Origin of the sequence: Phocaeicola dorei (genome assembly GCF_013009555.1) — a bacterium.
GTDB classification, from domain to species: domain Bacteria; phylum Bacteroidota; class Bacteroidia; order Bacteroidales; family Bacteroidaceae; genus Phocaeicola; species Phocaeicola dorei.
In genome coordinates, this window is record NZ_CP046176.1 from 1,739,150 (window position 1) to 1,766,144 (window position 26,995).

General features: G+C 41.6%; 25 protein-coding genes and 5 pseudogenes. 21 read left to right on the forward strand and 9 right to left on the reverse strand.

Going from position 1 to position 26,995, the window contains the following annotated elements; all coding sequences use genetic code 11:
- Window positions 1-11: 11 nt before the first annotated feature.
- Window positions 12-821 carry an arginase family protein gene (locus tag GKD17_RS07140; RefSeq protein ID WP_004295276.1) on the forward strand — a complete coding sequence of 270 codons (810 nt, stop codon included), beginning with the start codon at window positions 12-14 and terminating at the stop codon, window positions 819-821.
- Window positions 822-875: 54 nt separating this feature from the next.
- Window positions 876-1,412 (forward strand): methylglyoxal synthase, encoded by a 537-nt coding sequence (locus GKD17_RS07145; RefSeq protein ID WP_005835659.1) that lies wholly within the window; start codon window positions 876-878, stop codon window positions 1,410-1,412.
- Between the two features lie 210 nt (window positions 1,413-1,622).
- Here the strand turns inward: GKD17_RS07145 and GKD17_RS07150 are convergent.
- Both GKD17_RS07150 and GKD17_RS07155 read right to left on the reverse strand, forming a co-directional pair.
- A pseudogene (locus tag GKD17_RS07150) lies at window positions 1,623-1,751 on the reverse strand (transposase); the annotation flags it as partial.
- 128 nt (window positions 1,752-1,879) lie between these two features.
- Window positions 1,880-2,056, reverse strand: a pseudogene (locus GKD17_RS07155) (Ppx/GppA family phosphatase); the annotation flags it as partial.
- Window positions 2,057-2,129: 73 nt separating this feature from the next.
- Between GKD17_RS07155 and GKD17_RS23540 the strand changes: the two are divergent.
- The 4 genes and pseudogenes from GKD17_RS23540 to GKD17_RS07175 all read left to right on the forward strand — a co-directional run bounded on the left by GKD17_RS23540 (window position 2,130) and on the right by GKD17_RS07175 (window position 3,780).
- A pseudogene (locus GKD17_RS23540) lies at window positions 2,130-2,446 on the forward strand (helix-turn-helix domain-containing protein).
- Between the two features lie 224 nt (window positions 2,447-2,670).
- Window positions 2,671-3,042 carry a helix-turn-helix domain-containing protein gene (locus tag GKD17_RS07165; protein ID WP_005641938.1) on the forward strand — a complete coding sequence of 124 codons (372 nt, stop codon included), beginning with the start codon at window positions 2,671-2,673 and terminating at the stop codon, window positions 3,040-3,042.
- Window positions 2,996-3,460 (forward strand): IS5 family transposase, encoded by a 465-nt coding sequence (locus GKD17_RS23695; RefSeq protein WP_005650024.1) that lies wholly within the window; start codon window positions 2,996-2,998, stop codon window positions 3,458-3,460. The genes GKD17_RS07165 and GKD17_RS23695 overlap by 47 nt, the downstream gene beginning before the upstream one ends.
- 8 nt (window positions 3,461-3,468) lie before the next feature.
- Complete coding sequence (locus GKD17_RS07175; protein ID WP_004295270.1) at window positions 3,469-3,780, forward strand: helix-turn-helix domain-containing protein; 312 nt, start codon at window positions 3,469-3,471, stop codon at window positions 3,778-3,780.
- Between the two features lie 816 nt (window positions 3,781-4,596).
- Here the strand turns inward: GKD17_RS07175 and GKD17_RS07180 are convergent.
- The 6 genes and pseudogenes from GKD17_RS07180 to GKD17_RS07205 all read right to left on the reverse strand — a co-directional run.
- A pseudogene (locus GKD17_RS07180) lies at window positions 4,597-4,800 on the reverse strand (DUF4251 domain-containing protein); the annotation flags it as partial.
- 233 nt (window positions 4,801-5,033) lie between these two features.
- Window positions 5,034-5,591 (reverse strand): DUF4251 domain-containing protein, encoded by a 558-nt coding sequence (locus tag GKD17_RS07185; RefSeq protein ID WP_007837852.1) that lies wholly within the window; start codon window positions 5,589-5,591, stop codon window positions 5,034-5,036.
- Window positions 5,592-5,800: 209 nt separating this feature from the next.
- On the reverse strand, window positions 5,801-5,938 hold the full coding sequence (locus tag GKD17_RS07190) for a hypothetical protein (RefSeq protein WP_007837858.1): 138 nt from the start codon (window positions 5,936-5,938) through the stop codon (window positions 5,801-5,803).
- Window positions 5,939-6,478: 540 nt separating this feature from the next.
- Window positions 6,479-7,753: an MFS transporter gene (locus GKD17_RS07195; protein WP_007837860.1), complete on the reverse strand. Its 1,275-nt coding sequence runs from the start codon at window positions 7,751-7,753 to the stop codon at window positions 6,479-6,481.
- 65 nt (window positions 7,754-7,818) lie between these two features.
- On the reverse strand, window positions 7,819-9,135 hold the full coding sequence (locus GKD17_RS07200; RefSeq protein WP_007837862.1) for a SpoIID/LytB domain-containing protein: 1,317 nt from the start codon (window positions 9,133-9,135) through the stop codon (window positions 7,819-7,821).
- Window positions 9,136-9,191: 56 nt separating this feature from the next.
- Complete coding sequence (locus GKD17_RS07205) at window positions 9,192-11,663, reverse strand: DUF4922 domain-containing protein (RefSeq protein ID WP_007837863.1); 2,472 nt, start codon at window positions 11,661-11,663, stop codon at window positions 9,192-9,194.
- An 86-nt stretch (window positions 11,664-11,749) separates the two neighbouring features.
- On the opposite strand from GKD17_RS07205, the pseudogene rlmN reads away from it, so the two are divergent.
- The 9 genes and pseudogenes from rlmN (at window position 11,750) to GKD17_RS07250 (ending at window position 20,518) form a co-directional block, all read left to right on the forward strand.
- Window positions 11,750-12,782, forward strand: a pseudogene (gene rlmN / locus GKD17_RS07210) (23S rRNA (adenine(2503)-C(2))-methyltransferase RlmN).
- A 25-nt stretch (window positions 12,783-12,807) separates the two neighbouring features.
- Window positions 12,808-13,872 (forward strand): DUF4837 family protein, encoded by a 1,065-nt coding sequence (locus tag GKD17_RS07215; RefSeq protein WP_007837866.1) that lies wholly within the window; start codon window positions 12,808-12,810, stop codon window positions 13,870-13,872.
- A gap of 27 nt (window positions 13,873-13,899) precedes the next feature.
- Window positions 13,900-15,000 carry a 4-hydroxythreonine-4-phosphate dehydrogenase PdxA gene (gene pdxA, locus GKD17_RS07220; RefSeq protein ID WP_007837867.1) on the forward strand — a complete coding sequence of 367 codons (1,101 nt, stop codon included), beginning with the start codon at window positions 13,900-13,902 and terminating at the stop codon, window positions 14,998-15,000.
- A gap of 43 nt (window positions 15,001-15,043) precedes the next feature.
- Window positions 15,044-15,754, forward strand: coding sequence for a nucleotidyltransferase family protein (locus tag GKD17_RS07225; RefSeq protein WP_007837868.1), 711 nt, complete (start codon window positions 15,044-15,046; stop codon window positions 15,752-15,754).
- A 21-nt stretch (window positions 15,755-15,775) separates the two neighbouring features.
- On the forward strand, window positions 15,776-16,630 hold the full coding sequence (locus GKD17_RS07230) for an ATP-grasp domain-containing protein (RefSeq protein ID WP_007837870.1): 855 nt from the start codon (window positions 15,776-15,778) through the stop codon (window positions 16,628-16,630).
- A 4-nt stretch (window positions 16,631-16,634) separates the two neighbouring features.
- Window positions 16,635-17,585, forward strand: coding sequence for a CDP-alcohol phosphatidyltransferase family protein (locus GKD17_RS07235; RefSeq protein ID WP_007837871.1), 951 nt, complete (start codon window positions 16,635-16,637; stop codon window positions 17,583-17,585).
- On the forward strand, window positions 17,582-18,586 hold the full coding sequence (locus tag GKD17_RS07240) for a lysylphosphatidylglycerol synthase transmembrane domain-containing protein (protein ID WP_007837873.1): 1,005 nt from the start codon (window positions 17,582-17,584) through the stop codon (window positions 18,584-18,586). The genes GKD17_RS07235 and GKD17_RS07240 overlap by 4 nt, the downstream gene beginning before the upstream one ends.
- 4 nt (window positions 18,587-18,590) lie before the next feature.
- Window positions 18,591-19,313: an HAD family hydrolase gene (locus GKD17_RS07245; protein ID WP_007837875.1), complete on the forward strand. Its 723-nt coding sequence runs from the start codon at window positions 18,591-18,593 to the stop codon at window positions 19,311-19,313.
- Window positions 19,314-19,318: 5 nt separating this feature from the next.
- A complete protein-coding gene (locus GKD17_RS07250; RefSeq protein WP_007837876.1) occupies window positions 19,319-20,518 on the forward strand; it encodes a sugar MFS transporter in 1,200 nt (399 codons plus the stop codon).
- A 52-nt stretch (window positions 20,519-20,570) separates the two neighbouring features.
- Here GKD17_RS07250 and GKD17_RS07255 read toward each other — a convergent pair whose 3' ends face one another.
- Window positions 20,571-21,467, reverse strand: coding sequence for a PfkB family carbohydrate kinase (locus GKD17_RS07255; protein ID WP_007837877.1), 897 nt, complete (start codon window positions 21,465-21,467; stop codon window positions 20,571-20,573).
- Between the two features lie 135 nt (window positions 21,468-21,602).
- Between GKD17_RS07255 and GKD17_RS07260 the strand changes: the two genes are divergently transcribed.
- From GKD17_RS07260 to GKD17_RS07285, 6 genes are all read left to right on the forward strand, one after another.
- Entirely contained in the window at window positions 21,603-22,910 is a 1,308-nt protein-coding gene (locus GKD17_RS07260) for an inositol-3-phosphate synthase (protein WP_007845157.1), read from the forward strand.
- A gap of 168 nt (window positions 22,911-23,078) precedes the next feature.
- A complete protein-coding gene (locus tag GKD17_RS07265; protein ID WP_007842724.1) occupies window positions 23,079-24,341 on the forward strand; it encodes a sigma-54 interaction domain-containing protein in 1,263 nt (420 codons plus the stop codon).
- Window positions 24,328-24,855 (forward strand): LptE family protein, encoded by a 528-nt coding sequence (locus tag GKD17_RS07270; RefSeq protein WP_007837880.1) that lies wholly within the window; start codon window positions 24,328-24,330, stop codon window positions 24,853-24,855. Before GKD17_RS07265 ends, GKD17_RS07270 begins: the two co-directional genes overlap by 14 nt.
- Window positions 24,856-24,871: 16 nt before the next feature.
- Complete coding sequence (locus GKD17_RS07275) at window positions 24,872-25,624, forward strand: hypothetical protein (protein ID WP_008652565.1); 753 nt, start codon at window positions 24,872-24,874, stop codon at window positions 25,622-25,624.
- A 5-nt stretch (window positions 25,625-25,629) separates the two neighbouring features.
- Complete coding sequence (gene secG / locus GKD17_RS07280) at window positions 25,630-25,992, forward strand: preprotein translocase subunit SecG (RefSeq protein WP_007837888.1); 363 nt, start codon at window positions 25,630-25,632, stop codon at window positions 25,990-25,992.
- A gap of 152 nt (window positions 25,993-26,144) precedes the next feature.
- On the forward strand, window positions 26,145-26,903 hold the full coding sequence (locus GKD17_RS07285; RefSeq protein ID WP_007837890.1) for an exodeoxyribonuclease III: 759 nt from the start codon (window positions 26,145-26,147) through the stop codon (window positions 26,901-26,903).
- Window positions 26,904-26,995: the final 92 nt, after the last annotated feature.

The following is a 26,995-nucleotide window of genomic DNA, read 5'->3' on the forward strand; positions in this document are numbered from 1 at the left end:
AGTAAAAGGATATGCAAAAACAACGTATGAGCGGGCAAAATCAAAAAACAGATAAACGGATAGCATGGCCGATCATCATCATGAACTTCACGGGAGTGTATGACTACGAGGCGTTTGCCCGGAACAATAAATTTATATGGCTGGATTGTCGTCATCTTTATGGTACAGATGGCTACTGTGACAGGGAGGGGGCTTTGGCTTTGAAGGGGATGATTGCTGATTATCCGGCGGAGGGAGTCCATTTCATCGATTCAGGCAATTATCATTATTTGACTAAATTCTGGACAGACAAACTTGAAACTCCGTTTTCGCTGATTGTGTTCGACCACCATCCCGATATGCAGCCACCGTTGTTTGACAACATACTTTCTTGCGGAAGTTGGGTAAAGGATATATTGGACCATAACAACAACTGCAAGAAAGTAATTATCGTAGGTTCTTCAGACAAACTGATACAGGCTGTGCCGAAAGGATATGAAAGACAAGTTCGGTTTTACAGTGAAACTACGCTCATGCACGAAGAGGGTTGGCAGAACTTTTCTTCCGGACATATCAACGGACCGGTTTACATTTCCATAGACAAGGATGTCTTGAATCCGGCTTCGGCAGCAACAAACTGGGATCAAGGTTCTCTCAGCTTATGGGAATTGGAGAAACTGCTGGCTGTTATTCTTCAGAAAGAACAGGTAGTAGGCATTGACATCTGTGGGGAATGCTCCACAACACTCAATCTTTTTGAAGAAAAACGGGAAACCGTCATGGATAGCCAGGCAAACAAAGAATTGCTCAGATTTATCCGGTCATCCTCCGGCCTTCAATAGAATTAGTTTTTTTGTTATTATAATTATCATATAAAAATAAAATAATTTAGCTTTATGGAAACAATTGTTCGTAGAATTGGACTTGTTGCACACGATGCAATGAAAAAAGACATGATAGAGTGGGTTCTCTGGAACTCGGAACGTCTGATAGGACATAAATTCTATTGTACGGGTACAACCGGTACACTAATTAAAAAAGCCCTTGAAGAAAAACATCCTGAAATCAAATGGGATATCACAATCCTGAAATCTGGTCCTTTAGGAGGTGACCAGCAAATTGGTTCGCGGATCGTAGAAGGAGAAATAGACTATCTGTTCTTTTTTACAGATCCGATGACACTACAGCCGCATGATACGGATGTGAAAGCATTGACCAGACTGGCTGGAGTTGAAAATATTGTTTTCTGCTGTAACCGTTCGACTGCGGACCACATTATTACGAGTCCCTTATTCACTGACCTAACTTACGAACGTATTCACCCGGATTACACCAATTACACGCAGCGTTTTGAAAACAAGGGAATCATATCTGAAGCAGTGGAGCAAGTGAAAAAGCGGAGGAATAAAAGTGAGAATAACATTTCTAAATGAACTGTAATAAGTAGTAGAATATTTATAAGGCTATCTAAGAAACAAGTTGTTTACATCTTTCAGAATAGGTATCAGCTGAATAGTAATCTGCTAAGTTTGTGTCAAAACGTTGGCACAAACTCTTTTATATTTTACAGTTCTGCTATATTTTCTTTTGGCTATGCTGCTTTTTCCAGGGGCAGCGGATTTTTCCGGTTGGCAAGCTTTCCTTTAAGCGTATAGCCTAGCCAGTCTGAACATGAAGAATTTCAGATCAGCCACCCCTCTAAACTGGCTTCGAAGAGCTTTGATTTTAGCATTGAACGACTCCGCTGAAGCATTTGTCAATCGTTCTTCAAAATTTTAGGGGAAATACCTAAAGATACAAAAAGCCAACTAATTCGCAATACTTTTAGTATGAATTAGTTGGCTAATTTTATAGGATTTACTGAATATCCCCTAGTTAAAACAGCTATGCACAATTCCTTTTATTCCGTTTTCAGGTATATGGCATACAAATTGTCAATAATACCATCTGCTAAGCCAATGACCGGAACATGGATATACTCAGCTTTGACAATACCTGCAATTATCAGAAATATCTCAGCGGCGGGAACAATAACATCTGCACGGTCAGTTTTCAGATTAAATTCTTCCATGCGCTGTTATACCGGCACCACGAGTGACCGTTTCTCCGGATGGTATGAATTTGAAGTATCAACATAAAATCGGATTGTTATGGAAACCGTATGTTTTGAAAGGAAGGCGTTCGAGGAATTTGCCATGAAAATCGAACGGTTCATACATAGGGTGGAGGGAATCCCCATCTGGATTTGAAAGGCGTGAAGAGGACGGCTGGCTGGCTCGACCACCAGGATGTCTGCCTGAAGCTGAAAATCAGCAAGCGCACCTTGCAGACCTTGCGGGATAACGGCACGCTCGCCTATACCAAGATAGGCAACCGTACCTATTACCTGCCGGAAGACGTGGAGCGTATCGTCACGAAAGTGGAGGACAGACGCAAGGATGCACGCTACAGGGGGCACACCATTTGAAGGAATTGAACTGAAGTATCAACAAAAGACAAATGAGCAGTATGTATAATAGAGTTTATATCGAATAATTGATTAAAGCGTTCTTTGATTTATCTTTGTGATCTAAAAAGTTCAATTGATGTATTACGACAAGATTCGCCACCGTCATAGCCAAGTGCTTGCTGCGACAGGATTAACTCCTGCTGAGTTTGACGCTTTGCTAATAACTTTCAAGTACCATTGGGATGAATATTACAGCCATTTTACCTTGGAAGGTAAAGTGCGCCAACGTATATCTTACAACAGTGTTGTCTCTGATTCAGGACAAAATGTTCTTCATATTGGTATATCTGAAGACCAATCCCCTTCAGGAACTCCATGCTATTCAGTTTGAGATGACCCAGCCCCAGGCCAATAGATGGATTCACCTTCTTTCTGAGATTCTCCGGCGTACATTGAAAACGCTTGGTGAATTGCCTGACCGTAACTCCAAACGTCTGATACACATTCTTCAAGGGTGCGAAGAAGTCTTGTTGGACGGAACCGAGCGACCTATTCAGCGTCCTTTGGATGAAGACTGGCAGTCTGCATGCTATAGTGGTAAAAAAAACTCATAGCATAAAGAATAACCTGTTATGTACTAACAATCTTCGGATTGTATGGTTGAGCTCCACATACAAAGGTCATGTCCATGACAAAAAGATTTGTGATGAAGAACCTCTTCTACTTCCCAAAGGTATTAGGCTCTGGCAGGATACAGGTTTCATCGGACACAAACCGGATGGAGTTGAAATATGCATGCCCAAAAAGAAACCTAAAGGGAAAGAGCTTACTTGTGTTGAAAAACAAGAGAACAAGCGGATTTCCGGAGTTAGGATTAAAGTGGAGCATGCCATAGGTGGTATGAAAAAATGCCGTATTGTCAAAGAACGATTCAGATGCCATAAATTCGGTTTCGAAGATATGGTGATTCTTATTGCTTGTGGATTACACAACTTCAGAATCAGTCACAAAATGAGTCATATAACAAATTAATCTATATAATGTTTAATGAATTGAAAACGAAAGACGATGCGTGGATGCAGTCCATCCACGAGCGTATCGACCGGCTGTCGGCGATGATTGACGGCATTTTCGGAGATGGCGCGGTTCCGCCAAAAGAAGACGTGTACCTGTGCGACAGTGAGGTGGCGTGTATGCTGAAAGTCAGCCGCAGGACATTGGGCGAGTATCGGAGCAACGGCACGCTGCCTTACTATGTACTTGGTGGCAAGGTCTTGTACAAGAGGAGCGAGATCGAGCAGGTGTTGGAACGGGAATATAGGAGTGTCGGCAAGGCGCGGGGAAGCGGATGAAGATTCCATTTACCTGTTTTTTTACGCACTTGTACAGGCTGCGGGCATTAAGGCTGTCCGCATAAAGGCTGGACGTTTGCGTGCGCCAGCCACAGACTGTTTTTTAGAGGTGAGGGAGTTTGCCGTCTGGAAAAAGAACCTCTTTTTGGACTTTGGCACAAAGTTGTCCCCTGCCCGGTATCAGACTGTAATTCCTGTATGCAATCCTTTTCTGACTGTTCTCGTAACAGTCTGTTTCAATCCTGCCTGACCTTTGTTTACTTTTCATAAAGAGACTGTACCGCCTTTGTGACCGGGATATGAAACCGAAAGATTGTTTTTGACGGTTGCTAAAAAAGAAAAATCAAAGGTGTTTTGCATGTTCCGTAAAAAATCGTACCTTTACATAAAGTGAGTTGCACATCAACGCAATTGATGCAAGTATGTAGAAACCAGAACGGTTGCCAACTCGTTACCTCGTTTTTTGATGATCCGCATAAACTTTTATTCTTAGCGGATTATGTGATTCTTTCAAAAATAATCTCTATTTTGGGAATACGGCTTTCTGAATATCGGAAATTCTATGTGCCTGCCGTTTTACATCCCCTCCCTACAATCTACAACGACATGCTATCAGAACACTTCCCCATAAAATTTCTATTTTTCCTGTGAAATTATTCTCTTATTCAAAAAAAATAGTATCTTTGTCCTATAAAAGTTGTTCATAAGTATGAGACTGTAAAGTACTGAAATTAGCACAATCTCCAAATCGTTACCTTAGACTTTTCAGAACTTCCATAAGCGTTTGTCTTTCAAATTAATCCATCAAATTGATAAGAATTTAAAGTAAACTCTGTCCGCTTCCAGTACAAAGGTTTGGTTGTCTATTGCCTCTTTGGCTTCCTGAAATAACATTTTGTCCAAAGCTTCCTGAGCTGCTTTTTTTTCCTGACGTGTCATTTCCTTTTCTGTTGTTTGTGCCTGTGAGTACTCTACGCAGGTAAACAAGGTTACTAATGTTAATATTACAACTTTTCTCATAATACCTACTTTTTTATTTTATGTTGTTTTCCTATTGAAATCCGGTACAAACATAATAAGCTTTGGCATAAGTAGGTAGTAATTTGTTACTGAAACGGAAAAACTGGTTGCTGAAGTGTATTTTTGAAGAACTGAAATTAAAAGTGTGAAGAGGAATGAATGGGAAATAAACAGCCCTGGAAATCTGCTTTAACAAAATTTCCGGGGCTTATGTTCTATGAACTATAAAGTGATTAGAAAGACCTTCCTTTAAATACATTTGACTTGTCAAGCGGCAGTAGTTCACCGGATAAAGTCAGGCGGTTGGAATTGAAGTTGGGCCGTATATCTACGGTGGCATTGTTGCTTCCATGAGGTAATGTTATGCTTACCTGAGCAGATATACCCACCCCCATTACACTCATTGTCAGATACATGGTTCCTTTCTTGTCGGTTTTGATCTTGTAACCGGAAACATTGCCGTCTACAGTGACACCTCCTAATCCGTTAGGGCCGCTGGCAGGAATGTTAAACGCTACCTGTACGGATGCTCTATCGTCGTCTACCATTACAAAATTGGTATTAGAAGAAACAAAGGCATTTCTGCCTCTTTTAAATATAACCCGGTCAGCTTCCAGTGTGAAAGCTTTGTTTTCTATAGCTTGTCTGGCTTCTTCGAACAAGGCTTGTTCCATGGCTTTTTGCGCCTCTTTCTTTTCCTGACGTGTCATTTTCTTTTCTGTTGTTTGTGCTTGTGAGTAGTCTATGCAGCAAAACAAGGTGACGAATACTAATAAAATAATCTTTTTCATATATGTATCTTTTATGTTATTGTTTGAATATGAAACAAATATAATAACTGTTTTGTTGAGAGGACTTTATCTTATTTTTTAGGTTAAAACTCTTCCTTGTCATATTCTTTCTAGTCTGTTTTATTTGGCTTGAGTTTGCAAGTATAGCATTATTTTCTGTCTTTCTATCTTTTAAAAAAGATTTTTTCTTCCGGGGGCTATGTGAACTTCTATTTATTTTTTTCTCTATAGAGTTTCTTTTCTACTGCCACTGCTGCCACCTTTTGTCTGGAATGCTCATAAATAAAGGCTTTGAGGGGTGATGGCAGCAGAATATTTGAAGGGATGGAAAATGTTACTGCCACCATTTTAGGATATTCTTTTTGATAATAGTAATTGCAGGAAGATTGTCAACCCGGCAAAGAAATAACTCTTGAAAGAGTCAACTGATATTATAACTAAGTATTATCTCTGTCAACCATCCGTACAAGTAAGATGAAAGAGTAGTCAACCTAAAGCGTTAAACTACACTGCATTCATTCTACATGCCGAGTTGTTCCAGACTGTTCCATTAAGTTGAAACCGAAACATCATGCGGTTGAATGTATCAGAAGATAAGCATGTATTGTTCGGAAGTTCCTTATCTTTTTTCAAAAGGAGCGGAAGAATTCCTCTAAATATATGTTCCTTTTTGTGGGAATAATTCGAGTCTTGATGAGAAAAGTATTATAAGAGGTGGTGGCAGCCTTTTGGGTATCTAAAAAATACTGCTGCCACCACCTCTATAAGATGCTTATATCTAGATTGTTACTTCTGATAAAAGCTCAGTAGTGGTAGCAGAAATGAAAAACTCTGTTGGAGAAAGAGGGCAAAGTCTCAGTTTGTAGATGTATTCTTCATCATCGGCATCAATCTTTTTTTTTGCCGAATTCCGGATCAATCTTTAACAGTGCCGTCACCCCAAAGGTTACAGCGCAACATATCATAATCCAGATAAAGAAATGGTTGTATCCCATCTGGTCCTGAAGCCAACCGGCGGCCATTCCGGGAATCATCATGCCTAATGCCATAAATGCGGTACAAATGGCATAATGTGCCGTTTTATGTTCTCCGTCCGCAAAATAAATAAGATAAAGCATATAAGCTGTGAAACCGAATCCGTAACCGAATTGCTCTATAAAAATGCAAATATTGATAAGGTATAGGGAATCGGGTTGGACATAACTGAGGTAAACATAGACTAAATCAGGTAAGGAAATAGCCCATACCATCGGCCACAACCATTGTTTTAAACCGTTACGGGCTACGGCTATTCCTCCTAAAATACCTCCAAGGGTAAGCCCGATGATGCCGACTGTTCCTTGTACGAAACCTATCTCCTCAGTGGTGAGCCCCAAACCACCTTCTTCAATAGGATCTATAAAGAAAGGAATACACATTTTTGCCAGTTGTGCTTCCGGTAAACGGTAGAGTAACATAAAGAGAATAGCAATACTTGCCTGCTTTTTCTGAAAGAAACTGGCAAAAGTGCCAAAAAATTCTTTGAGTAGGGTAGAAGCGGAAACTTCTTTAGCTGCATGGTCTGAATCCGGATGGGGAAGAATAAACTTATGATAGATCCACACTCCCAGGAAAAGCCCGGCCAATACAAAAAAGGTGATGGACCAGGCGTAAGGTATATTGTCTGTTACAATTTCCAGTCTTCCTGCAAGCATGATAAGCAACCCTTGTCCTGCAATAGTCGCAATGCGATAGAAAGTACTGCGGATTCCTACAAATAAAGCTTGCTGGTGCGAGTCCAGTGCCAGCATGTAAAAACCATCGGCAGCAATGTCATGCGTGGCAGAGCTGAATGCCAACAACCAGAAAATTGCCAACGTAAGTTGGAAAAAGTGTTCGGTGGGGATGGTGAAGGCTATGCCTGCCAGTCCCGCACCCATTAAGAGTTGCATAGTGACGATCCACCAGCGTTTCGTTTTGATAAGGTCTATGAAAGGACTCCACAAAGGTTTGATAACCCAGGGCAGATTAAGCCAGCCGGTATAAAAAGCCAGTTCGGTATTGCTGATTCCTAATCTTTTATACATAATGACTGAAATAGTCATCACTGCCACGTAGGGCAGCCCTTGTGCAAAGTATAGCGTGGGTATCCATGCCCACGGTGAAGTATGTTTGTTTTTCATTATTCCTTTTTCATTTTAAAGATTCCGGATGGAAATCCTATCCGGCGCATGGCTTGGTGGATCGGTTAATAGAAACGGCGGATATCTGCACCTTTATAATAATGCAATAGAATTTCGTCGTAGGTATATCCCCGTTCCCCCATTACGGCAGCCCCGATTTGGCACAGGCCTACTCCATGTCCCCAACCGGCACCCGTTAGCAGAAACCATTCGGGGACGCCGTTTTTCAATTCTCCCTTATCTACTACAAAGGCTGAACTGAATAGGTGGGACGAAGACAGGGTACGACGTATCTCCAATTCTTTTCCGATAGTCAATGTTTTCAAAGAACCTACAATTTTCAGTTTGCAGATACGTCCGGACTTGCCACGTTGGATGGGAATCAGGTCGATGATGTCTCCATAATCTGATTTTGTATTTTGACGGATCAGTTCGGCTAGCTCTGACTGGGAATAACGCACTTTCCAACGATAGAAATCTGTGGTTTCCTGATCGTAATTGTTCAGTATTTGTGAAATTACTTTTTTATCGTGGGTATCACAGAACGAAACGGGAGAAGTACGTATCCAACGTTCTGCCTCTTCTTCTTTAGTCAGATCGGGTAACGGACGGTTTTCTTCTTCTTCCGTATCACGGATGGTAGACAAATAGGGATAATTCTTATCTTCCCAGCAATAGCCGAATTCCTCACTTGCACCTCCGCAACATTTAGAGAAACGAGCATCGCAGATGCCGCGTTCATACATTAGTAATTGCCCTCGGGTTGCCTGTACTGCTTCAGTTACGGCAGCACTGGATGCCTTGGTTATTCCCTGATAACGTTGGCAATGATCATCTGCACAAACGTCGAATATGGTGTGGTCTTCCCGGTCGTACCAACGGATATATTCGGTATCGGTCTTGATAAAGGAAAAGAAACCTTCATTTTTGCCACTTAAAGCTTTGCGTTTCTCTATTTGAGCAAACAGCCAGCTGCGTGATACCACGGCATGTGCTTTCAGAAACTCTAAAGAGGAGGTGGCGTTCATCTCCGAAGAGATGACGCTTATCAAATAGTCTTCGGCGGGAAGAATATTGATAGCGGTGATTTTGCCTTCGTCCACCACTAGTTTCAGTGTTCCCATAAAACTTTGGGTTTCTTGCCGTTCCCAGTGGAAATTAATTCCGATGGTTACGTCATATAATGAAAACGAGGCATGTTCGTCTTGTGGAGTGAAGGTCAGTTCGCGGTAAAGATTACCATTCCACAGAATACCTCCTTCGCTGAAGGCTACTTGTTGTTCACCACAGACCGTTTCTCCTTTAGCGAAAAAATTGCCGTTCAGTGAAAAATGAATTTCTTGTGCGTTTACTATTCCTACGCTTATTTCGGGTTCTTTCATTGTTATTCGTCTTGTTTATGGGCTTGCTGTAATTCCTTCATCTCTTCGTGTTCTCTCTATCTTTTTGCTTTCTCGTCAAAATAACGTCCGGGTATCTTCTCGGCTTCTTCTACTGTTATTCCCACTTCTTTTATGATGGATGCCACTTTTTCTTCTGTTATTTTGTCGAAATCTTCCTGACGGGTGGTGACGATTACGCCAGCCATGTCCAAAGCTCCCGGACTGATGAGCATCTGTTCGCTGCCTTTTGCAAAGTAGCAGTCGGGACGGTGCTTGCTGCGGGGAAAAACCACCGTATAGTATAGATGGCCTTCCTTCCATAACAGCAGGTTGAACTTCGCTTCTTGTCCGTCTTCATCCGGTGGGAAAGCGGCGAGGGCGCTGTATAACAGGGAGTCGTCATAATGCGTGTTGCTTGAGAGGATTACCAAAGGACAGGGATAGTCCTTGGTGTTGAGGTAAATTCGGCTACATTCTAGTGGATAATCTTCCTCTTCTTCTAGGTAGGGAAAATACATGCTGCGTATATCGATTGTCTGTGCGTGGGTTATCAGCTGTTGTACGTTCGGGATGATGGGAACATCAGTTTTTCTGACTCCTTGAAGATGGAGATGGTCCGGTGCAGAGGCTCCGCAATGTGCTCCATTATAGAATAGGGCGTAGTCCGGATATTTCTGTACGAATGCACGGACGTCATCGTAACTGAAAATATTCTCATCCATGAGTTGGGGGATGTGATCTTTATGGGCGATAGTGAGGTGATCCGGCAATATGGGATAAGGGTTAACGCATATTCTGTTTGCAGTGATGGTTTCCAGTGCTTTCTGCTCCTTAGGCTGGTTTTCCTTGCACAGGAAACAGGGGCGTGCTTGGATGCTGTCCTTATCCACTTTGGCGGTAGTCGAAACCGCACGCTGTGCATTGCACTGTACCACAAACGTGTAGCCGTTTATGGACAGTTCCTTGGTCTGTACAGTCTGTAATGCCTCGTGGTTGTGGTGTGCCAGTGGCCAGCACGCCAGTTGGCTGTCTATAAATCGCTTGATTTCATTCCGGTTCTTCAGCTCTTCTGTATATTTTTTGCGGATTCCCAGTTCACGGGTGCGCAGGCTGTCTTTGTAGTGATTGTTGGCATTGGTCTGCTCTATGCTCAGGGCGGCATCCGAGTTCCCTTCCCAGCGGCGGCACAGATAGAGTACATCATAGATTCTTCCTATCTTATATTGGCGCGAGAAAATGAGTCCCAGGGCATAATCTTCTCCGTAGCTGACATTGGGCACGCCTGTTTCGCGCAGGATAGGTGTGAAGAATGCGCGCGGAGCTCCCAGACCGTTGATGCGCAATGCGTTATTGTGTCCGTTCTCTTTCGTCCACTCGCTATGGTCTATCACTCCCGGAGCGATGGTGTTCAGCCGGAAGTCCGTCATGCGGTAAGTTCCTATTACCATGGCGCATTGCTCTTTGTAGAACGTGTCTACGATGGTTTGCAGGGTATGGGTGTCGCTGTACAGGTCATCGCTGTCAAGCTGTATGGCGAAGCGTCCGCACCGGGGGTGGTTGATTGCGAGGTCCCAGCATCCCCCTATGCCCAGATCGGTACGTTGGGGCTGAAGGTGGATTACCGCTTTGTTGTCCTTGTATTGACCGATGATTTCTGTGGTTCCGTCTGTCGAGTGATTGTCCACGACGATGATGTTGAATGGAAAGCGTGTTTCTTGTGTGAGTGCCGACCGGATGGCATCGTCAATGGTACGGGCGCGATTGCGCACGGGGATGATGACGGAGGCTTCATATTCGAAATTTCCTTTCTTTACATCCGTTTCCACACATATGGGTTCAAGGAGGGCATTGATGGATTTCAAGTATCGTGTGAATGCTTCTTCCATTTCTATCTGTACTTCCCTGTTACGGGGATTTACGTAGTCGAACTGCTTTTCGCCGGACAGGCGGTTGTCGCTTTCTGTTTCCGTATAAAGATATTCGTTGATATGTACCAGATGAGAATGGAGGGTAAGGAACAGACGCAGTTCATAAAGGGCGGCATACTTTCTTTCCTCTGTCATTTGGAGACTGGCGAGGATGAATTCCGTTCTGTTGAATATCAGTAGCGGACCGAAGTCGAAATCATCACGCACACTGCCGGGTTGGTAGTCGTTGACGGGATGTTTCTTCTTTTCTCCGTTTTTCCATTCATGATGGTCGGCATAGACCATGCCGCATTCTCTGTCCTGCAGGAAGTCCGTCATGCGTTCCAGTGCCTTGTAAGCCAGTTCCAAAGCAGAAGTTTTGGTATAGAGCAATATATAAGGTGTGTCTGCTTTTTCAGCAATCATCTTCATTGTCTTAGAACTGGTTAGTGAATCAACAGGTAATATTTCGCATCCTTCGGGGGTGGATAATGTCTTGTTGGGTTCGATGTTCAGCAGATAGATTTTGTTGACTATGCTACTTTCTTTTAGAGCATGGATTGTCTGTTCTGCCGCTGTGCTTTCCCTATAAGGAATAAAGCAATTAATTGTTTTTCTCATTGTTAAAAAGTATTTCTCACGGCAAAGATAGGTAATATATCTTATTTTTTCTCTACCTTTGTACGCTAATTGTCTTTTAAATATAAATGGAAACTCCGAAAACAGCATTACTTGGCAGGACATTGGATGAGATTCAACAGATTGTGAGGAATCTGGGAATGCCTAAATTTGCCGCAAAGCAGATTACGTCTTGGTTGTATGATAAAAAGGTGGAAACGATAGACGAAATGACCAATTTGTCATTAAAGCATCGCGAAACATTGAAAGAAGGGTATGAGGTGGGAGCATCTGCTCCGGTGGAAGAAATGCGTTCGGTAGACGGTACGGTGAAATATCTTTTCCGTACACCGGCTCATAATTTTATTGAAGCGGTTTATATACCCGATGAGGACCGGGCTACTCTTTGCGTTTCCTCGCAAGTGGGATGCAAGATGAATTGTAAGTTCTGTATGACCGGGAAGCAAGGTTTTACAGCTAATCTGAGTGCCCATCAAATATTAAACCAGATCTATTCTATTCCTGAAAGGGAAAAGCTGACTAATCTTGTTTTCATGGGTATGGGAGAGCCTTTCGACAATCTGGATGAGGTGTTGAAAGTGCTTGAGATTCTGACTTCAGAATATGGTTACGGCTGGAGCCCGAAACGCATCACTGTTTCTTCTGTGGGTTTAAAGAAAGGACTGGAGCGCTTTCTGAATGAAAGTGATTGTCATCTGGCTATCAGTATGCATACTCCGATTCCTTCGCAACGAAGGGATTTAATGCCTGCCGAGAAAGCTTTTTCCATTACGGAAATTATTGATATATTGCATAATTATGATTTTAGCAAACAGCGGCGTCTGTCTTTTGAGTATATCGTATTCAAAGGGGTGAACGAAAGAGATTGTGAAACTTTTGCGCGGCATTGAATGTCGTGTCAATTTGATCCGGTTTCATGCCATTCCTAATGTGGATTTGGAAGGGGTAGATATGGAAACAATGGTTGCCTTCCGTGATTACTTGACGCAGCATGGCGTATTTGCTACGATCCGTGCTTCAAGAGGAGAAGATATTTTTGCTGCTTGTGGAATGTTGTCAACGGCTAAACAACAGAAGGAGAAAGGTGTTACATTACAGTAAATAACAACAATAATACCATATAATTATGAAACGAATAGCATTTTATTTAAGTTTGGTGCTGGTGGTTCTGGTACTGGCTTCTTGTAAGAAGGGACAAAAGAACTTGTTTACCCCCACGTCCAGCGGTAGACCTTACGAAGTATTGGTCGTAGTAAATAAACCTGTATGGGACCGTCCTGCAGGACGTGCATTGTTTGATGTATTGGATACCAATGTGCCCGGACTGCCCCAGGCGGAGCGTTCGTTTCGTATATCAAATGTGGACCCTCAGCATTTTGACCGTGTGCTGAAAATATTCCGTAATATCATCATTGTGGATATTCAAGATATTTATACTCAGCCCAAACTCAAGTTTTCCCGTGATGTTTATGCGTCTCCACAGATGATTATGACAATTCAGGCTCCTAATGAAGACGAATTTGAGGAATTTGTAGCAAAGAACAGTAAAGTGATTATAGATTTCTTTGTGAAAGCTGAGATGAATCGTCAGATAACTTTGTTGAAACAAAAACATAGCGATGTGATTTCCACTAAGGTAGGAAGTATTTTTGATTGTGATATCTGGGTGCCGATAGAACTGGCTAACTATAAAGAAGGCAAAGATTTTTTGTGGGCTTCTACTAATCGTGCTACAGCGGATATGAATTTTGTAATGTACTCTTATCCTTATACAGACAAGGATACCTTTACTAAAGATTATTTCATTCATAAACGTGATTCTGTAATGAAAGCAAATATTCCGGGTGAACGCGAAGGAATGTATATGGCAACAGACTCTATGTTTGTGGATGTGGAAGATATTGTTGTAAAAGGAGAGTATGCGCAAGAAGCTCGCGGATTATGGGAAATGGAAGGTGACATGATGGGAGGTCCGTTTGTGTCTCATGCACGGGTGGATCGTGCTAACGGTCGTGTCATTGTGGTTGAGGCCTTTATTTATTCACCGGATAAATTGAAACGTAATCTGATGCGTCAGATGGAAGCTTCACTTTATACATTGAGATTGCCCAATGAAAGCTTGATTGACGAAATTGTAATTAGTGGTAATATTCCGGAAGAAAAAATAGATACAACAAGCCGGGTAAAGTAAGAAGAGACATTATAATATATAATATAGATGGAAGATAACTACAAGATACGAGTTGGTATTACTCATGGGGATATCAACGGAGTAGGATATGAAGTAATTCTCAAAACTTTTTCGGATCCTACCATGCTGGAACTTTGTACACCCATTATTTATGGATCACCTAAAGTGGCTGCTTATCATCGTAAAGCAATGGATATTCAAACAAATTTCAGTATTGTCAATTCTGCAGATGATGCTCAGCCGGATAAACTGAGCATCGTGAATTGTACGGAAGACGAATTGAAGGTGGAGCTCTCCAAACCGACACCGGAAGCTGGTAAAGCAGCTTTGGATGCGTTGGAGAGAGCTTTGCAGGACTATCGGGAGGGAATGATTGATGTTTTGGTAACTGCTCCTATCAATAAGCATACCATTCAGTCGGAAACTTTTCATTTCCCCGGTCATACAGAATATATTGAAGAGCGTGTGGGGGAAGGACAGAAAGCGTTAATGATTTTGCTGAAGAATGATTTCCGGGTAGCTTTGGTGACTGGTCATGTTCCTGTACGCGAGATAGCACAAGATATTACCAAGGAACTTATTATGGAAAAATTGGCTGTTTTCCATCGTTCTTTAAAAGAGGATTTTGGCATCGACAGTCCGCGTATAGCTGTGTTTTCATTAAATCCTCATGCGGGTGATGAGGGATTGATTGGTACGGAAGAGAGTGATATCATAATTCCGGCAATGAAGGAAATGGTTGCTAAAGGCATTCAGTGTTTCGGACCTTATCCGGCCGATGGCTTTATGGGATCTGGCAACTATACTCATTTTGATGGAATTCTAGCTATGTATCATGATCAGGGATTGGCTCCTTTCAAAGCTTTGGCAATGGATGAAGGAGTGAATTACACGGCAGGACTTCCTATTGTACGCACTTCTCCGGCACATGGTACTGCGTATGATATTGCCGGACAAGGGGTTGCCTTGGAAGATTCTTTTCGCCAGGCTATCTATGTGGCTATGGATGTTTTCCGTAATCGGATTGTCGAAAAAGAAATCCATGCACATCCATTGCGTAAACAGTATTATGAGAAACGGGATGATAGCGATAAACTGAAGTTAGATACCATTGATGATGAAGATTGATGGTGAACCGGTCTAAAATATAATTTCAAGAAAAAGAGTAGAAATGAAATTTGCAATTATATCAGCGGGTGAAGGCTCCCGACTTTCACAAGAAGGGGTAGCTTTACCCAAACCTTTGGTGCAACTGAACGGAGTTGCCATGATTGACCGTCTGATACAGATCTTTGTGCGCAACGGGGCTGATAAGGTGGTCATCATTATTAATAATGAAAGTCCGTTGACAAAAGAGCATTTGGCAAAACTACAGGCGGAAGCGACAGTGCCATTGGAAGTAGTTGTGAAAACTACGCCTAGTTCAATGCATAGTTTTTATGAACTGAACTCTTATTTGAAAGACGATAAGTTCTGTTTGACTACTGTAGATACCATATTCCGTGAAGAAGAATTCTCGACTTTTATTGAAGCGTTCAAACAATCGGACAAAGATGGATATATGGCGGTGACCGATTTCATAGACGATGAAAAACCGCTTTACATTTCTACAGATGAAGCTTTGAACATAACTGGCTTTCATGATGAGGCCATCTCCGGATGCCGCTATATATCGGGAGGAATTTACTGCCTGACTCCGACAGCGGTCAAGACATTGCACGGGTGTATGGAAAAAGGTATGTCCCGTATGCGCAACTTCCAGAGGCAGTTAGTGGCCGACGGCTTGAAATTAAAGGCTTATCCTTTTACAAAAATTCTGGATGTAGACCATGCCAGTGATATAGTGAAAGCGGAAAACTTTCTGACCGGTAAGGACGAGTAATTTAAAAGATAACATAAAGGAATGAATGTGATTTCAATAATAGGGGTAAGCCGTGGAAACGAATATTCACCCAATCATGTGGACAATGATGCCGCCATATTTAATAAGGTGGTGGAAGAGTTGGGACAATTGGGCTGTGAAGTTGAGGTTTATGCCGAGAAGGATTTCGTGGAGCAGGGTGTCAAAGGAGATATCATTTTTGATATGGCCCGTGATAAAGCAACAATAGCCCGCTTGAAGTCTTTGGAGGATGGAGGTGCGTTGGTGATAAACTCTGCTTACGGTATAGATAATTGTGTACGTAGACCCATGACGGAGCTACTTATAAAAAGAGGAGTTCCTCATCCGCAGAGTTTTATTATTTCCACAGCAGACGAGTATTCTGAAAACTGTTATCCTTGTTGGGTAAAGCGGGGAGACTCTCATGCTATGGTGAAAGAAGATGTAGCTTATGCCACTTGTAAGGAAGAGGTGGAGAATATTCTGGCTGATTTTCGCAACCGTGACATTCCTGTTGCGGTCATCAATGAGCACTTGCAAGGCGACTTGGTGAAATTCTATGGGGTACACGGCACTGATTTCTTTTATTGGTTTTATCCGTCTCCTTGTTCGCACAGTAAGTTCGGTTTGGAAAAAATAAACGGAATAGCCAAAGGGATTCCTTTTAGCGTAGAGGAATTGAAAATACAAAGTGATAAAGCTGCTGAGGCGCTGAACGTACCCATTTACGGAGGTGATTGTGTGGTTTCAGCCGACGGAACACTGCGGATTATAGATTTTAATGATTGGCCCAGCTTTGCCCGTTGTCGTGAGGAAGCGGGAGGTAAAATTGCAGAGTGCATTTATAACCGGGCTAAAAAGCAAATGAAACAATAAAGACATGAGTACAGAGAGTGAGAAGAAAGGAATAGAGGCTTCTTTCAAATCCATGGACACAGAGGAGTTCCTGGATATTTATTTCAATCGTCCCATAGGATATGCATGGGCGCTATTGTTTAAAAAATTGAAGGTACATCCCAATGTCGTGACCATTTTTTCTATTATTCTAGGTATAGGCGCAGGCGTGATGTTCTATTACCCCGATATGAAACATACCCTGATTGGTATACTTCTATTGATGTGGGCAAACCATTATGACAGTGCGGACGGCCAATTGGCACGGCTTACAGGGCAGAAAACCCAGTGGGGACGTATGTTGGATGGCTTTGCCGGTGATATTTGGTTCTTTACTATTTATGCGGCGATCTGTCTCAGACTGATGGACCAGCCTATGCCGTTTCATATTGGTGACGGGATGCATTGGGGGATTTTTATTTGGATATTGGCTGCTTTTTCGGGCACTGTTTGTCATAGTAAACAATGTACATTGGCGGATTATTATCGTAATATTCATTTATATTTTCTGAAAGGGAAAAATGGAAGTGAGCTGGATAATTTCAAACAACAGCGTGAGATCTTCTATAGTTTACCTTGGAAAGGAAATTTCTGGTGGAAAGCTTTTTTGTATTTTTATGGTAATTACACACGTCAGCAGGAAAGAATGACCCCTAATTTTCAGCGTTTCTATGCTTTGGTAAAGGAAAAGTATGGGGACAATATTCCACAGGAGTTGCGGAACGAATTTCGTGCAGCTAGCAAACCTTTGATGAAATATACCAATATCTTGACTTTTAATACACGTGCCATTGCTTTGTATATCAGTTTGCTGATTGGCGAACCTTGGTTGTATTTTGTATTCGAGATTATTGTAATGACTTCTTTATTTGTATATATGCGCCATTGCCACGAGGCGGTTTGCGCACAGTTATATTATAAATACGCGGCGAAGTGAAAAGTAAATATAGAAATATATTCCTGATATTTGGGATTGTAGCTATCGTGGTAATGCTCTGTACTTTTGATATGGAGTATGATGAATTGTTGGCTAACTTGCGCCGGGCAGGGATTTGGCTGCCGGCTGTAGTAGGGTTATGGATTATCATTTACTTGTTCAATACCCTTTCTTGGTACATTATTATCCGAGATGGAAAAAAAGGAACGCCTATTCCATTTTGGAAAGTTTATAAGCTTACAGTTTCCGGGTTTGCACTGAATTATGCTACTCCGGTAGGATTAATGGGAGGAGAACCTTACCGTATCATGGAACTGACTCCTTATGTCGGGGCCAGTAAGGCAACATCATCAGTTATCCTTTATGTGATGATGCATATTTTCTCGCATTTTTGTTTTTGGTTTTGTTCTATTTTCTTGTATTTGGCTTTACGCCCGGTAGATATTGCCATGGGGACTATGCTGGCTGTTGTGGGTGTGGTTTCTCTTTTGGCTATTTATTTTTTTATGAAAGGATACAAGAATGGAATGGCTGTCCGTACTTTAAAATTATTACAATATATTCCTTTTATTAAAGGATGGGCCAAACGTTTTTCAGAAAACAAACGGGAGACTTTGGAACGTGTGGACAGTCAGATAGCAGAGCTGCACAAACAGCGTAAGTCTACATTTTATGCCTCGTTAAGTCTGGAATTCATGGCTCGGATTCTAGGTTGCCTGGAAGTGTATTTCATATTGAATATTCTGACAACAGATGTTAGCTTTCCGGCTTGTATTCTGATTATGGCATTTACTTCTTTATTTGCTAATTTGTTCTTTTTCTCGCCTATGCAATTGGGCGCTCGTGAGGGGGGCTTTGCTTTAGCGGTAGGAGGACTGGCTATTCCGGGAGCTTTCGGAGTTTATACCGGATTGATAACCCGTGTACGTGAATTGATTTGGATTGTAATTGGTGTGTTGTTGATGAAAGTCGGCAACGGTACACCTACTAATAAAGCATGAGATAATGAACGCATTGAAAGATATTCAGGGAGTTATATTTGATTACGGCGGTACGATAGATACGAATAGCCGTCACTGGGCGGAAGTATTGTGGGCCAAGTATGTGGAACATCAGATTCCGGTGGATAAGGAGAGTTTTCGTGAGGCATACGTCTTTGGAGAAAGAGCGTTGGCTAAATACCCTTTTGTCCAGCCTTGGCATGATTTTCATGATGTACTTTCCATTAAGGCCAAACTTCAGATGGAATGGTTGGCAGAACAGAGAAAGTTGCCTATGGATGAGTTGAAACTGCAATCTTATGCCACGAAAGTAGCAGACAGCTGTTATGAGTATGTATTGGATATATTGCAGGTTACACGTCCGGTAGTGGAAGAGTTGTCCAAAAAATATAAGTTAGTGCTGGTTTCTAATTTTTATGGTAATATTCAGACCATTTTAAAGGATTTTGGACTTCTGGATTTCTTTGATGAAATTATTGAATCCTCTGTGGTGGGTGTTCGTAAACCAGATCCCGCTATCTACAGACTCGGAGTGGATGCTATGGGATTTGTGGCAAAGAATGTGCTGGTGGTTGGAGATTCTTTCTCAAAAGATGTTGTTCCTGCCAAAGCGGTGGGATGTCGTGTAGCTTGGTTGAAAGGAGAAGGTTGGGGAGGAGAAGTCATTGACGAATCTGTTCCTGATGTGATTATAACGAATTTGGCCCAACTGCCTGTTCTATTATAAAAAGTATGGAGACACAAAGACATGCATTGGTAAAAAGGGACTATCTAGTTCCTTTTGTTTTAGTAACCTCTTTATTCTTTTTATGGGGATTTGCACATGCTATTCTTGATGTGCTGAATAAACATTTTCAAGAGGTGATGGATATTACCCGTACTCATTCGGCAATGGTGCAGGTAATGTTTTATTTAGGTTATTTCGTAATGGCTGTTCCGGCAGGGTTATTCATCACCAGATATGGATATCGTAGGGGAGTTGTTTTCGGATTATTGCTTTACGGCATCGGGTCGTTGATGTTTATTCCCGGCGAATACTGGATGTCATTTGAATTTTTTCTGTTCTCTTTGTTTGTCATCGCTTGCGGCTTGGTTTTTTTGGAAACGGCTGCAAATCCTTATATGACAGAATTAGGGGATAGGGAAACAGCTGCCAGTCGGTTGAACCTGGCCCAGTCCTTTAATGGATTAGGATGTATTTGCGGCCCTTTGGTGGGAGGACTATTGTTGTTCTCGGAGAAGGGAGAGGCGAATATTTCATATCCTTATATGCTGATGGGGGTAGTTGTGCTGATAGTGGCACTGGTCTTTTCCCGTATCAAACTTCCGGAGATTGTTCATACAGACAATGTGGTGAATGGAAAGACAGTTAAAAAAGGCTTATGGTCGCATAAATTATTTTTATTTGGTCTACTGGCACTATTCAGTTATGAAATAGCAGAGATTTCTATCAATAGTTTCTTTATCAATTATGTGGTGGACGATGGATGGATGAATGCCCGTGATGCGGCAGTAGTGCTTTCATTCGGTGGGCTCGGGCTATTTATGTGCGGACGTTTTGCCGGTAGTTGGATTATGCAGCGAATTCGTGCAGAAAGAGTTTTGCTATACTGTGCTTTGGGAACGGTAGCGGCTACTTTTCTTATCGTTTGCAATTTAGGAAAAATTTCATTAGTTGCTTTGTTTTTGGTATATGTGTTCGAAGCCATCATGTTTCCCACTATTTTTGCTATATCTTTGAAAGGGTTGGGAAATAAAACCAAACGAGCCTCTTCTTTTTTAATGATGTCTCCTGTAGGAGGAGCTATTGGCCCTGTGTTGATGGGATATGTGGCAGACAATAGTAATATGTCCTTATCATTCATTATACCATTTGTTTCTTTTTGTGTTGTATTATTCTATTCGTGGTATGCCGATGTAGAAGGAAACTGAAATAAAAAATCCCGATATGGCTGTCTGGCTTTATCGGGATTTCTATCTATTTTTAAATTTCCTCGGCTTTCAAAGGACTAGTCCGGATAATATCCCATACATCTTCTTCTGTTTTGCTGAAGGGACCGGATGCTTCTAATTTCAGTGTCGACATGGCTGCTGCAAAACAACCGGCTTTTTCATAGGATACTCCTTTGTTGCGCATATATAAATATCCTGTGGCATACGTATCTCCGCATCCTGTAGCATCAACTATATCTTTAGGAGGATAGGCGGGTATCTTATGAAATCTACCTTCTGCATAAATTACAGAACCCAGACTTCCCAAGGTTATCAATACCTCTTTTACTCCCCATTCAGCAAGTTGCAAAGCGGCTTGTTTTATGTCTTTGTGACCGGTAAGCACTTCCATTTCGTGTTCGTTTACCTTTAGAATATCAATATATTTTAAGGCTTCCAACTTGTCTGTCCAATCTATGGGATAAACTCTTTCACCCCGGACTTCGCGCAAATATCCTTGGGCATCTACCGCCAAAATACCTTTTTCTGAAAGATATTTTACAACATCCAGTGAAAAATCATCTGCCAGAAGGCTTCCCAAATGAAAAATATGGGCATTTATATTCTGTAGCTGTTCCACTGTGAAAGGATCGGCTTTAGCTAATACCCGCTGACTGCGGTTATCTTGATTTTCCCCGTATGTATTCTCGAAATAGACTGTTCGCTGACTGGGAATAACAGTGACTCTGATACCTTTTGCACGGATATCTTCTACAGCTTTAAATTCACTGGGCGCTAGTGCTGTGACCAGCTGATAATGCTTTGTATCCTTTAAATGACTGATTCCGTGTGAAAAATAATAGGATGTTCCGCCGGGCATATAAGTCGTTTTCCTGGGTGTTACTATCTTATCTAATGTAATGTGGCCTATGCAACAAATATCATCCATACCTATTTATATTAAACGGTTGCAAAGCTACAAAAAAAACTAGAAAAAGCATGGAAGTTTTCAAAAGAAGGTGTAACTTTGGCACAAATTATCTTAATCTCTGCTATGAGATGCAATTTTAACAAAGAAATTAGAATGGAAAAAATGAATGTGAAACCGGCAACCGGTAAATTGGGCGTTCTTTGTGTTGGATTGGGCGCTGTTACTTCAACTTTTATGACAGGTGTGCTGATGGCTCGTAAGGGACTGGCAAAACCTGTCGGATCTATGACTCAATATGATAAAATGCGTGTTGGCCGTGGAGAAAATAAAAAGTATTTGCATTATGGAGAAATCGTTCCATTGGCAACTTTGGACGACATTGTTTTTGGTGCATGGGATGTTTATCCTGCTAATGCTTATGAATCAGCTGTAAATGCTGAAGTTTTACAAGAAAAAGACATTCTTCCTGTAAAGGAAGAACTGGAAAAGATAGTTCCGATGAAAGCTGCTTTCGATCACAACTATGCTAGTCGTTTGGATGGCGATAATGTGAAAGATTGCAAGAATCGTTGGGATATGGTAGAACAGCTGCGTGAAGATATCCGCAATTTCAAAGCTGAAAATAATTGCGACCGTATCGTAGTTCTTTGGGCTGCTTCTACAGAAATCTATGTACCTGTTGAAGAAAAAGTACACGGAACCTTGGCAGCATTGGAGCAAGCGATGAAAGAGGATGATAAGGAACACATTGCTCCGTCTATGTGCTATGCTTATGCAGCGCTGTCAGAAGGTTGCCCTTTCATCATGGGAGCTCCTAATACTACAGTTGATATCCCGGCTATGTGGGAATTGGCTGAAAAAACGAAGATGCCTATTGCTGGTAAGGACTTCAAAACAGGCCAGACATTGGTTAAGTCAGGCTTCGCTCCGATTATCGGAACCCGTTGCTTAGGCTTGTCCGGCTGGTTTTCTACAAATATCTTAGGTAATCGTGATGGTTTGGTGTTGGACGAACCGGCTAACTTCCGTACTAAAGAAGTCAGCAAGCTGTCTACTTTGGAGTCGATTCTTGTACCCGAAGACCAGCCTGATTTATATACAGATTATTATCACAAAGTACGTATCAATTACTATCCCCCTCGTAATGACAGTAAGGAAGGTTGGGATAATATCGATATCTTCGGATGGATGGGCTACCCCATGCAGATTAAGATTAATTTCCTTTGCCGTGATTCAATTTTGGCTGCTCCTTTATGTTTGGATTTAGTATTATTGAGTGACTTGGCTGCACGTGCAGGACGTTTTGGTATACAGCGTTTCTTGAGTTTCTTCTTGAAGAGCCCGATGCATGATTATACAGAAAATGAAATACCTGTCAACCATCTCTTCCAGCAGTATGCTATCTTGAAGAATGCTATTCGCGAAATGGGTGGTTATGAAGCTGATCAGGAAATTGATTAATTTATAACAGACTGTTTTTATTCAGGCGCGGATTGCGCGGATTTTACGGTTTCTCTTTATAAAAGACCGTATCAATCCGTGAAATCCGCGCCTTATTTTTTATTTTTCTGCCATAATTACTTGCTGTCTGCTCGGGAATTTGTAATTTTGTCATATAATAAAATGAATATGGTCAGGTCAGAAATACAAAATGTTAAACTCAGATTTGGTATTATTGGTAATGCTGAAGGATTGAACCGTGCCATAGACGTGGCTATTCAGGTGGCGCCCACAGATTTATCAGTATTGATCACCGGTGAAAGTGGTGTGGGAAAGGAAAATTTTCCGCAGATCATCCATCAGTTCAGCCGTCGGAAACATGGACAGTATATAGCCGTGAATTGTGGAGCTATACCTGAAGGTACAATAGATTCAGAACTTTTCGGACATGAGAAAGGTGCTTTTACAGGAGCTATCAGTGACCGTAACGGTTATTTTGCCGAAGCCAATGGTGGAACTATTTTTCTGGATGAGGTGGGAGAGTTACCTCTTGCTACGCAGGCGCGTCTGCTACGTGTGCTCGAGAGTGGTGAATTCATTAAAGTAGGTTCATCCAAAGTACAAAAGACGGATGTACGTATTGTTGCCGCTACCAATGTAAATCTGACGGAAGCCATTGCCGAAGGCCGTTTCCGCGAGGATTTATATTATCGTCTGAACACTGTGCCTATCAAGATACCACCTCTGCGCGAACGTGGAGATGATATAACATTACTTTTCCGCAAATTTGCATCGGATTTTGCTGAGAAGTACCGTATGCCGGCCATTCAGCTGACAGAAGATGCAAAAGCCTTGTTGTTGGCTTACCCATGGCCCGGTAATGTACGCCAGTTGAAGAATATTACAGAACAGATATCTATTATTGAAACCAATCGCGACATTACGGCGGAAATTTTGAGAAATTATTTACCGGAACAACGTGTAAACTCCGGTTTACCCGCTTTATTTGGTGTGAAAGCAAGTGCGGGGAAGGCTTTTGAAAGTGAGCGCGAGATTCTGTATCAGGTGCTGTTTGATATGCGGCGTGATGTAACTGAGTTGAAGAAATTGGTAAACACCTTGATGTCGGAACGTGGAGCGCAACCTGTTCCGCCACCGGCTACTACAGCAGTTTCTTATTATCAAGAACCTCAACGGAATTTGGTCGCTACAGTAGTGCCTGCTACACCTACCATTATCTCTGCCGCTAAATCCGTGCATCCTGTAGTAGATGATATTCAGGACACGGAGGAATTTGTGGAAGAAGCGACACTGTCATTGGATGAAGTGGAAAAAGAAATGATACGTAAGGCGCTCGACCGTCATCATGGAAAACGAAAGAATGCGGCAAAAGATTTGAATATTTCAGAGCGCACACTTTATAGAAAAATAAAAGAATATGGTTTGGATTAAACAATTGAAAGTAGTTGGTGTGTTGATGGTACTGGCGGGAATAGTAACTGCTTGTTCCATCTCTTATAAGTTTAACGGATCGTCTATAGACTATACTAAGGTAAAGACTATTTCGTTCGAAAACTTCCCGAACCGTTCGGCAGGTTTTGTGTGGGGACCGATGGAGAGCATGTTCAATACGGCATTGCAGGATATTTATATGCAGCAGACCCGGTTGAAGCAAGCCAAGCGTGGAGGTGACCTGCAATTGTCAGGGGAAATAACCAATTATGATGCTTTGAATAAAGGAATTGGTTCTGACGGTTATTCCAGCATGGTGGAATTGCGTATGACGGTTAGGGTGAACTTTGTCAACAATTCCAATCCGACAGAGAATATGAATGGTCAACAATTCTCGGCTAGCCGAGAATACAACGCTAATCAGCAGTTGAGTGCTGTACAGGATGAATTAGTAACCCAGATGATTAAAGAAATTGTAGAGCAAATATTCAATGCTACCGTGGCAAACTGGTAGTGAGCCCTTTTCCGTCATGACACAACAGCAATTATATGAATGGATAACCCATCCTGAATTATTAAATCGGGATACACTATACGAGCTGCGTACGTTGCTTGCGCGTTATCCGTATTTTCAGACGGTGAGGTTGCTTTATCTGAAGAATCTGTTTTTACTGCATGATATAACATTCGGTGAAGAATTGCGTAAGGCTGCATTGTATGTGGCCGATCGCAAAGTTCTTTTTTATCTGATAGAAGGGGAGCGTTTTATCATTTCTCCTCTTGACAAGCAAGAGAAGCCTAAGGAGGAAGGCGGATTGGACCGTACTCTTTCATTGATAGATGCTTTTCTGTCTTCTTTACCCGAGGACTCTGCTGCCGTGGAGTTGCCTATGGATGTAACAGCCGATTATACTTCTTTCTTATTACATGAAGAAGAGCATCCGTCCGATGATGGTATTCCTCGGATGAAAGGCCAGAGTCTGATAGATGATTTCATTGAAAAGTCTGCAGAGGAACCTTTATTACCTCAATTAGGGATAAAAGAGGAAGTGCCGGTGAAAAAGGAAATGCCCGAAGAGGATGAACCGGAAGCGGAGGAAGATATAGAAGATGAAAGCTATTTTACCGAAACATTGGCCAAAATATACGTTAAACAGCAAAGATATTCTAAGGCTCTGGAAATTATTAAAAAATTAAATTTGAAATATCCAAAAAAAAACGCTTACTTTGCAGACCAAATAAGATTTTTGGAGAAATTGATTATTAACACTAAATCAAAATAAAGAAAATGTATTTATTACTTATTGGATTAATTGTGCTTGCAGCTCTTTTGATGTGTTTCGTCGTACTGATTCAGAATTCAAAAGGAGGTGGTTTGGCTTCTAGTTTTGCTTCTTCAAATCAAATTATGGGAGTTCGTAAGACTACGGATTTTATTGAGAAATTAACATGGGGATTAGCTGCTTTTATGGTAGCATGTAGCGTGCTTACCGCTTATTTTGTTCCTACTGCTCATACAGATTCTTCTATCATCATGGAAGAAGCGGTGAAAGAGGGAGCTACCAATCCGTTGAATGCACCTTCAGGTTTTGCTGCTCCGCAGACAAATGATGCTGCAGAGACTCCTGCTCCGGGTGATTCGGCACAGTAATTAAAGAGAGCATTTTCCTTAATAAGGATAGGCGTTCTGTTTTATCAGTGAAACAGAGCGCTTTTTTGTTTTAAGATATTTTGCTTTGATAAGTATGCTTTTGTGCTTACTTTTGTTCTGGAATATGTTAGTTTAAAAATAATAAAAGAATCATGTTGAAATTCATATCATGGAATGTAAATGGCTTGCGAGCTTGTTACGATAAAGGTTTTGCTGATGCTTTCAATCGTTTGGAAGCTGATTTTTTCTGTTTACAGGAAACAAAGATGCAAGAAGGACAACTGGATGTACAATTTGAAGGGTATCAGTCCTATTGGAATTATGCTGAAAAGAAAGGATATTCGGGTACTGCTATTTTTTCTAAAGTAAAGCCATTGTCCGTTACATACGGTTTAGGCATTGAAGAGCACGATCACGAAGGCCGTGTAATTACGCTTGAACTGGAATCGTATTATCTGATAACTGTTTATACTCCTAATTCGCAGGAAGAATTGCGACGCTTGGATTATAGAATGAAATGGGATGATGATTTCCGTGCTTATTTGAAGAAATTGGAAGAGAAAAAACCGGTAATTGTGTGTGGTGATTTGAATGTAGCACATAAGGAGATAGATTTGAAGAATCCTAAAACGAATCGGAAAAATGCAGGTTTCACTGATGAAGAGCGTGCAAAGTTCACTACTTTGCTTGAATCAGGTTTTACGGATACATTCCGCTATTTCTATCCGGAGCAAGAGGGAATTTACTCATGGTGGTCCTATCGTTTCAAAGCCCGTGAGAAGAATGCGGGTTGGCGTATTGATTATTTTCTCACTTCCGATTCGTTGAAGGATAAATTGAGAGGTGCTCAGATTCATACTGACATCTTGGGATCAGATCATTGTCCGGTGGAATTGACAATAGAATTGTAAAAATGGGCTAAAAAAACTTTGTAGTTGTCGCAAAATGAATCCCTGATTATCTGCAATAAAAAGATAATCAGGGATTTGTGTCGTCGCAAAAC

Bases quoted from the DNA above. Each gene is read 5' to 3' on its own strand.
- GKD17_RS07285 (WP_007837890.1), top strand. From the start codon at position 26,145: ATGTTGAAATTCATATCATGGAATGTAAATGGCTTGCGAGCTTGTTAC.
- GKD17_RS07215 (WP_007837866.1), top strand. From the start codon at position 12,808: ATGAAACGAATAGCATTTTATTTAAGTTTGGTGCTGGTGGTTCTGGTA.
- GKD17_RS07175 (WP_004295270.1), top strand. From the start codon at position 3,469: ATGTTTAATGAATTGAAAACGAAAGACGATGCGTGGATGCAGTCCATC.
- GKD17_RS07230 (WP_007837870.1), top strand. From the start codon at position 15,776: ATGAATGTGATTTCAATAATAGGGGTAAGCCGTGGAAACGAATATTCA.
- GKD17_RS07140 (WP_004295276.1), top strand. From the start codon at position 12: ATGCAAAAACAACGTATGAGCGGGCAAAATCAAAAAACAGATAAACGG.
- GKD17_RS07255 (WP_007837877.1), bottom strand. From the start codon at position 21,467: ATGGATGATATTTGTTGCATAGGCCACATTACATTAGATAAGATAGTA.
- GKD17_RS07245 (WP_007837875.1), top strand. From the start codon at position 18,591: ATGAACGCATTGAAAGATATTCAGGGAGTTATATTTGATTACGGCGGT.
- GKD17_RS07235 (WP_007837871.1), top strand. From the start codon at position 16,635: ATGAGTACAGAGAGTGAGAAGAAAGGAATAGAGGCTTCTTTCAAATCC.
- GKD17_RS07250 (WP_007837876.1), top strand. From the start codon at position 19,319: ATGGAGACACAAAGACATGCATTGGTAAAAAGGGACTATCTAGTTCCT.
- GKD17_RS23695 (WP_005650024.1), top strand. From the start codon at position 2,996: ATGAAGACTGGCAGTCTGCATGCTATAGTGGTAAAAAAAACTCATAGC.
- GKD17_RS07225 (WP_007837868.1), top strand. From the start codon at position 15,044: ATGAAATTTGCAATTATATCAGCGGGTGAAGGCTCCCGACTTTCACAA.
- GKD17_RS07185 (WP_007837852.1), bottom strand. From the start codon at position 5,591: ATGAAAAAGATTATTTTATTAGTATTCGTCACCTTGTTTTGCTGCATA.
- GKD17_RS07200 (WP_007837862.1), bottom strand. From the start codon at position 9,135: ATGAAAGAACCCGAAATAAGCGTAGGAATAGTAAACGCACAAGAAATT.
- GKD17_RS07205 (WP_007837863.1), bottom strand. From the start codon at position 11,663: ATGAGAAAAACAATTAATTGCTTTATTCCTTATAGGGAAAGCACAGCG.
- GKD17_RS07275 (WP_008652565.1), top strand. From the start codon at position 24,872: ATGACACAACAGCAATTATATGAATGGATAACCCATCCTGAATTATTA.
- GKD17_RS07265 (WP_007842724.1), top strand. From the start codon at position 23,079: ATGGTCAGGTCAGAAATACAAAATGTTAAACTCAGATTTGGTATTATT.
- pdxA (WP_007837867.1), top strand. From the start codon at position 13,900: ATGGAAGATAACTACAAGATACGAGTTGGTATTACTCATGGGGATATC.
- GKD17_RS07190 (WP_007837858.1), bottom strand. From the start codon at position 5,938: ATGGTGGCAGTAACATTTTCCATCCCTTCAAATATTCTGCTGCCATCA.
- GKD17_RS07260 (WP_007845157.1), top strand. From the start codon at position 21,603: ATGGAAAAAATGAATGTGAAACCGGCAACCGGTAAATTGGGCGTTCTT.
- GKD17_RS07145 (WP_005835659.1), top strand. From the start codon at position 876: ATGGAAACAATTGTTCGTAGAATTGGACTTGTTGCACACGATGCAATG.
- GKD17_RS07195 (WP_007837860.1), bottom strand. From the start codon at position 7,753: ATGAAAAACAAACATACTTCACCGTGGGCATGGATACCCACGCTATAC.
- GKD17_RS07165 (WP_005641938.1), top strand. From the start codon at position 2,671: ATGAATATTACAGCCATTTTACCTTGGAAGGTAAAGTGCGCCAACGTA.
- secG (WP_007837888.1), top strand. From the start codon at position 25,630: ATGTATTTATTACTTATTGGATTAATTGTGCTTGCAGCTCTTTTGATG.
- GKD17_RS07270 (WP_007837880.1), top strand. From the start codon at position 24,328: ATGGTTTGGATTAAACAATTGAAAGTAGTTGGTGTGTTGATGGTACTG.